Here is a 7,235-nt window from a genome sequence, read left to right on the forward strand (position 1 = left end):
TGGACGGGCAGGCCGAAGTGGACGTCACTGCCATCGGTATGGAGAGTGACGAGCAGGATCCCATCCGCGTCCCGCTCGAGCTTGATGTGCTCGTACTTATCTTTGTAATCATCAAAATTTGTTACAGGCATGTCCATTTCCTTTTTCTAGGCTCGGCGCTTCTTGTGTCCGCTATCAGGCTCGGTGCGAGAGTGAGACTTTAGAGCTTGAGTGGTTGGGGGAGCCATACGTGGTACTGATTCGGCCTCGTTCTGCATTTTGCTAGCAGGCTGCCCTGCGTTCAGTCGGCCCTCGTCGCATGGCCCTGCTAAATCTATCGCTATGCGAAAGCTGCTTTCACTATCCAAAGACATCATGGCGATTCTTCCGTGTCAATGCCCCTGTCCCAGCGGGAAGTCTGGCTCCCGCGCCCGGCCCGGCGGCGAAGCCTGGTTCCGAATGTTGGATATGGAGTCGCTGAACCTATTGCCTCGCTATCGCATGACGATTACAGTGGTCGCAATGCGATAGTTTGTTGCGTACATCACAAATGCGCCTTTATCTTCTCGGGACTAGGTGCCATGCGAAGGACAAAACGGCGGATCGATGAGGCCCGCCCATGTGCTCAAGGAGGAGTTTCATGAATAGAACCAAGATGGCTACGCAAACAGTGGTTGGGCTCGCGATTGCGAGCGTGTCTTTGGCAGCCTGCAGTCCGACCCCCTCGGGTGAGGGCGGAGCGTCCGCTGAGGCGGTGTACGTCAAGTCCGACCGAACCGCGGAGGTATCCAGCTGGTGCGGGGACAAGAAGCTAACCATCGGCATGTCGGATGGAGCAAACAACGCCGCCCGAAAGCAGATGCTAAAGGTCATCGAGAACGAAGTCGCGAAGTGCGATTCCCTGGATTCGAATGTTCTTTATGCCAACGCAGATGGAGATCAGCAGAAGGCTTCCAGTGACATCAGCGGTCTCGTCAGTCGGGGGGTGAATGTCCTTCTTATCAATCCCGACTTCGGTCCAGCGCAGCTTCCCGCTATCCGAGCCGCTACACAGGCCGGCGTGGTTGTCATTCCGATGGTCGTCGATCCCGGTGGAACGCCGGGCGCCGACTATGCCGCCAAGGTCTATCGCGACGGCGCAGTCGATGGCAAAAATTTGGCCGGGTGGATGGTGACGGCGCTCAAAGGAAAGGGCAATGTCGTCCACCTTGGCGGCATCGCCGGCAACCCCTTTAGTGGGGCTGCCCACAAGGGGATCGAGGAAGTGTTTGCGGCGAGTCCAGACATAAAGCTCATGAATGACGAACCGGTGACGACGAACTGGAGTGCCGCTGGTGCACAGACTGCGATGACCGGCCTTCTGGCGAGCAACCCGCAGATTGACGGCGTGATAACCGAGAGTGGCGAAGTCGCGGAAGCGGTCGCTAACGTCTTCGCGAATGCTGGACTGCCGATTCCGCCCATAGCCACCTCGTCGATAACGAATGCGTTGGGTTGCTCCTACGAAGAGTTCGCGGAGAGGGGTAAGGCCTACCCGCTTTTCTCGGCCGATCACGTCTTCGACAACGTCTCTCTGGCGCTTCGGACGGGCGTGATGGTGGCAAACGGGAAAGAGGCGCCTAAAAATCAGGTCTATGAGCTCACGCCCACTGTCGACACTATTCAGGGCAAGAACCCGGTGTGCAAGCCGGATCTGCCGGCAGGTGCAGACCCCTCGTCACCGCTGACCGACGCTGAGATCAAGGCGCTGTTCCAATAACCACCTGGGGCAGGGTGTTGCCGAAGCCGAAGCCGAGCTTAAGGAGCAAATCATGAACATTACAGTTTCGGGCAGTCATGCAAGACCGGACCAGTTAAACGACCACGATGTGGATCGCGAAGCCGGCCTGGCGATGAGAGGGGTAACCAAGCAGTATCCAGGAGTTACTGCCCTGGAGGATGTAACATTCTCCGCGATACCCGGCACCATACACGCGCTGGTGGGTGGGAACGGGGCGGGTAAGTCCACACTCATGGGGGTGGCCGCCGGATCAGTGACGCCCGACTCAGGAAGCGTGTGGATTGGGGGCTCCGAGCTCGACTCGGCAGACCCGGACCACGCTCGTCAGCTCGGCCTCGCAATTGTTCGTCAGAGGCCGGCTCTCCTTCCGGATCTGACGGTGGCAGAAAATCTTCTGCTCGGGCAGCCGGAACCTATTCCTGTACGAAAAGCCAACACATGGGCAAGGGGGATTCTCGCCGCTTGGGACTCAGAGCTCCGCGTTGATCCAAAGATGCGGGCCGCTGAACTCGCTCCGGACAAGCGGTTCATTGTCGAGATTGCCAACGCTGTAGCGCGGAACCCGAAGGTGCTCGTCCTGGACGAGCCTACAGAGCACCTTCGCGCCGGCGACGTTGCCCGACTTTTCGAGCAAATTCGCCGACTCGCCGAAGCCGGGACCGCGGTGATTTACATTTCCCACCGCATCCACGAGGTGAGGGAGATCGCTGAGCGGGTGACAGTTCTGCGGGACGGCAAGATTCAAGGCACGTTCGATGCCGAGGATTTGACCGAAGGATCAATCGTGAGCCTGATTGCCGGCCGGCCCATTGACGCGATCTTCCCGTCGAAATCGGCGAATCAGCACGACAAGACCGTGCTTGATGTCGTCGGCCTGAACGGCGACAGGTTCCACGACGTCAATCTTAAAGTTCGGCAAGGCGAAATTGTTGGGCTAGCCGGGATCGACGACAACGGCCAGCGCGAATTCCTGCGTGCACTTGCAGGGTTGGAGTCCTCAAAGGGCAAAATTCTCTTGGACGACGGCAGCGCGGCCAGCGGGGGAGTGCGCGGCTCCGTTCGATCTGGGATCGTCTATCTTCCAGTGGATCGTCAAGACGAAGGCATCATCCCGGGCTATAGCGTTCTTGAAAATCTGACAATGCGCAGTCGCAGACGGTATTCGTGGCATGGAATTATCAACGCGGCAAAGCAACGCGATCAGGCTACGCGGTCTGCTGCGAGTCTCGCTGTGGCTACGCCTTCGCTTGAGACACCGGTCGGTTCGCTGTCTGGTGGAAATCAACAGAAGGTTGTCATCTCGAGCATTCTCGCCAGCGAACCGCGGGTGCTCCTCGCCGACGAACCAACTCAAGGCGTTGATGTCCAGACGCGCTCGGAGATCTACCGGCAACTACGACAGGTATCGGAGTCAGGCACCGCTGTGGTCGTGCTTTCCTCCGACGCGCTCGAACTCGCGGGACTATGTGATCGTGTCCTCGTGTTCTCGCGCGGTCGCGTGATTGCTGAGCATGATGGCGACGCCGTGACGGAACCCAACATTGCAGAGTCGATCGTCACATCAACCACGGAACGACGCGAGAATCAGCACCAAGGTGGTCGGCTGCTGCATTGGTTCGCCGGCTACCAGGCGCCGCTCGTGATGGTCGCAATCGGCATCGTGCTCCTTACGGTGATTGCCACGCTCGCCGATTCCCGATACCTGTCAGCATTCAACGTAGCCACTGTGCTCGCATTGACGGCCACGTTGGCGCTGGCAACGTACGGACAGCAGATGGTGATGTTGGTAGGAGGCATCGACTTATCGATTGCTCCTCTAATGGGCCTGATCGTGGTGACCGAATCGTTTTATCTCGTCGAGGGAATTAGTGCCGGGAACCAACTTTTGGGGTGGGCGCTCCTTGTTATCATTGGAGCGGCGGTCGGAGTAGTCAACTGGGCGCTGATCGATGTAGTGAAGCTCACGCCGGTAATTGCCACACTCGCGACGTACATGGCCATCCAAGGCATCTCACTCATTCTTCGACCCACGCCGGGTGGCTACATCTCAAGCAGCGTCCTCAATCCGCTCGTTACTAGATTCGGGATCTTGCCGCTGATCTTCCTGGGCGCGGTCCTCCTCGCCGTCGCTTTGGAAATCGTGCTGCTGCGGTCTCGGTTGGGGATCCGTCTCCGAGCGGTCGGGTCCAATGAAGCGGTTGCCGAGGTATTAGGCATATCTGGCCATCGCTTCCGATTCCTGGCGTACGTGGGGGGCTCGTTGATGGGTGCCCTCGCAGCAATCCCGCTTATGACGCAGATCGGCTCGGGTGACCCGAGCGCGGGACTCTCCTACCTGCTCCCTATCGTTGCAGCGGCTGTCGTGGGAGGAGCAAGCATATTCGGTGGCCGAGGCTCATTCATCGGAGCACTCCTGGGTTCGCTCCTGCTGACCCAGATCAGCTCAGTGGCCGGCTTCTTGGGGATGGATTCGTCCTGGAACAACTACCTCCTGGGGGCAGTACTCATAGTTGCCGTGGCGGCGTACAGCGCAAGCCGTGCCAAGGTGGCGGCCAAGTGAGCGCGCAGGTGAAGGTAGACGCGTTGGCCACCCGGACGAAGAGAGCGTGGCACTTCGATCATGGGGGCATCACAATCACGCTCGTCGTGCTCGCGATCGCTACCGCGCTCGTGGCTCCCCGCACGCTGGGGCCGATCAGCCTAAATTCAATGCTCATTCTGGCTGGGGTGCTCGCTATTGCAGCGGCGGGTCAGACCCTGGTAATTCAGCAGCGCGGATTCGACCTCTCCGTTCCCGCAACGATGGTGCTTAGCGCAGTCGTCTACTGCAGCCTGGCGCCTCGAGTTTCAGACTTCGTCGCGGTGCTTGTCGTAGCGGCTCTCGCTCTACTCATCGGAGCGCTGAATGGTGCCGTCATCACCATGCTGTCGATAACTCCGATCGTGGCGACCCTAGCGGTGAATTCACTCGTGCTTGGGGTGGTATGGACGGTTTCGGCCGGATTATCAGTTCGGGCTCCCGATGGATTGTCGCAATTTGCGCGTTTCTCGCCACTTGGGGTACCCGTCGTCGCGGTGTTGGGAGTCCTGGTGGTCGCGGTCCTCGCACTCTTTCAAGGCCGAACCGTCGCCGGGCGCAACTTCCTAGCCGCCGGTGCCTCACCTCGCACTGCCCGGGCCGCAGCGCTGGCGCCCAACCGGCACGTGGTGGCTGCGTATGTCGTGTCCGCGTGCTGCGCTTCCTTCGCTGGCGTCCTTATCTCCGGTGTCTTGAGCTACGCCACGATGAATCTCGGCGACCCTTACCTCCTGCTCGTCGTGGCGGCGGTCGTTATCGGCGGCACTCCGCTGACGGGTGGCGGCGGAAGTGTGGTTGGGACTGGACTTGCGGCTCTGTTCGTGATTTTGCTGACTCAGCTGACCTTGGCGCTCGGCGCGCCAACTTCGTCGCAGTTTCTGGTGCAGAGCTTGGCCATCGTCCTGGCAGTCGGCGCACGTTCGGTTCCGTGGTCATCGCTGCTCAGCCGGCGCCATCGGCCGCAGCCGGCAGGGATCGTTGAGTGAACAAATGTGCTGCCCGGTCCCGGGGAAAAGCCCCCATGACGCCATCGATGTGAGGCAGGTCCTAGATGAGTAATGGCAAGGAATTGAACTTTGATGGCCGCGTCGCCATCATCACCGGCGCAGGGCAGGGACTGGGCCGCCACTATGCCATGGAACTGGCAGCACGCGGCTCCCGCGTGGTCGTCAACGATGTATCGCCGCTAAAGGCACAAGCTGTTGTAGATGAGATCGTTTCAGCGGGCGGGCAGGCGGTGGCGGATGTCCATGACGTCGCTTCACAAGCCCAATCCATTGTGGATTCGACCTTGGAGGCCTATCGGCAGCTGGACATCGTGGTTAACAACGCCGGCATCATGCGGGAAGGGCTCTTTTGCGAGCAGCCGATGGAGGATTTCTGGAGAGTATTTGATGTCTCCTTCCGAGGCTCGGTCGAGCTCACCCGCGCGGCTTGGCCGCATCTGGTCTCGTCGGGCTCTGGACGAGTAGTGCTCGTGTCCTCCAACGGCCTGCTCGGGGCAGCTGGCGTCACGGCATACGCGGCCGCGAAAGCGGCAATCTGGTCATTCGGAAATACGCTTGCAATGGAGGGCACGCGAGTCGGTGTGCACGTCAGCACGATCATGCCTACGGCGTGGACGCCGATGAGTGCAGCTAGTTGGGCCGGGCGACCTGAGGTAGCATCCGTGTTCCGAGACAAGATGGTCCCTGACGACGTCGCGGCGTTTGTCGCTTTCCTGGCACACCAGGATACGTCCCTGCACGGCGGCCTGTTCCAGATTGCCGGGGGCAACGCGGCTCGGCTCGTCCTGAGCAGATTTCCACGGGTTGCGGTCCCGGACCGCACTGCGGAAGGCTGGGCCGGCGCCGCTTCCAGGCTCGAGGAACCATCGGGCGAACTGCAACCGTTCTTCGCAACGGCGGACCACTTGTTTGACGAGTTGGCAGCCATCGATCCTGCCGTTGCGGACTCGCTGAGGGATATTCCCGCTGCTGATCTCTTCACCTGAAGGGCCGCCAACGTATCGACGTCGGAAACCATCTATCGTGCACCACTGACCACAGGGAAAGACAGGCCGCTTGCTGCGGCTGCATCTCGTCGAGGTAAGTCGATTCGGCGATAGCGACAGGAAAATAATGGAAACTGTAAAGGAGCAAACGATGACTGATATGAACGATGTACAGCTATTGCACAGCATTTATGCCAAATTTGCCTTCACCCGCGATTCGCACGCCCACGATGAGTGGGTATCCCTGTTCACCGATGATGCGGTGTTCGATATCGATGGCGGGATCTTTCGGGGACGGGAGGCACTCATCGAGTTCAGCAAGGCGCTCGAGGCTGACCTCTCGGGGGGCGGTATCAAGATCAAACACTGTATGGCCAGTGTGGATGTGGTCGTAGACGGCGATGAGGCCAGGGGCCGCGGTGACTTCCAGTTCTACACGATCAAGGGCGGCGTGCCCACGCTTGGAGCCCTGGGGACGTATACAGATCGTTTCCGCCGTGTTGGAGGCCAGTGGAAGATAGCGGAGCGTGTGGGGAGGAATGACACGGATCTTAACCCTGTTTGATGTCGATCGTCATGAGGTCAACGACAAGATCCGACACGCCGTTATACGGGACGTGCCGGCTCGCAGGCTGGCATCGGGGGAGGAACAAACGGAGCTTGTACTTTCCTCGCCTCTAACCGCAGCGACTTCTCTTGCGGCCAGGTTTCCCTTGGCTAACGGCTGGGCTTGGTAGTTCTCCGTTGACAGCGGGTTTGAGCCGTGCTCTCATTGAAATAGCGAAAGTAACGTTCATAACATGATAGTTATGGGTTGGGTGGGCTCGTAAGCGATGAGGCTTTTGCGCTTGGTCCCTGAGTGCGAGTGTCTAGGCCGCGGCTGTGGGGCTCCACAGCGTTTTCGG

At 59.6% G+C, this 7,235-nt stretch carries 5 protein-coding genes; all 5 read left to right on the top strand.

The genetic code is table 11. The annotated features are described in order from the left end of the window. Positions 1-619: 619 nt before the first annotated feature. The 5 genes from B5520_RS22130 (at position 620) to B5520_RS22150 (ending at position 6,895) form a co-directional block, all read left to right on the top strand. Positions 620-1,738 carry a substrate-binding domain-containing protein gene (locus tag B5520_RS22130; RefSeq protein ID WP_176156965.1) on the top strand — a complete coding sequence of 373 codons (1,119 nt, stop codon included), beginning with the start codon at positions 620-622 and terminating at the stop codon, positions 1,736-1,738. Between the two features lie 52 nt (positions 1,739-1,790). Further along, entirely contained in the window at positions 1,791-4,319 is a 2,529-nt protein-coding gene (locus tag B5520_RS22135; RefSeq protein ID WP_217700366.1) for an ATP-binding cassette domain-containing protein, read from the top strand. Beyond that, on the top strand, positions 4,316-5,323 hold the full coding sequence (locus B5520_RS22140; protein WP_079599217.1) for an ABC transporter permease: 1,008 nt from the start codon (positions 4,316-4,318) through the stop codon (positions 5,321-5,323). Before B5520_RS22135 ends, B5520_RS22140 begins: the two co-directional genes overlap by 4 nt. A gap of 65 nt (positions 5,324-5,388) precedes the next feature. Continuing rightward, entirely contained in the window at positions 5,389-6,330 is a 942-nt protein-coding gene (locus B5520_RS22145) for an SDR family NAD(P)-dependent oxidoreductase (protein WP_079599218.1), read from the top strand. Positions 6,331-6,481: 151 nt separating this feature from the next. Further along, entirely contained in the window at positions 6,482-6,895 is a 414-nt protein-coding gene (locus tag B5520_RS22150) for a nuclear transport factor 2 family protein (protein ID WP_176156966.1), read from the top strand. Positions 6,896-7,235: the final 340 nt, after the last annotated feature.

It is taken from the genome of Arthrobacter sp. P2b (assembly GCF_900168295.1).
In the GTDB taxonomy this organism is placed as follows: Bacteria; Actinomycetota; Actinomycetes; order Actinomycetales; family Micrococcaceae; genus Arthrobacter.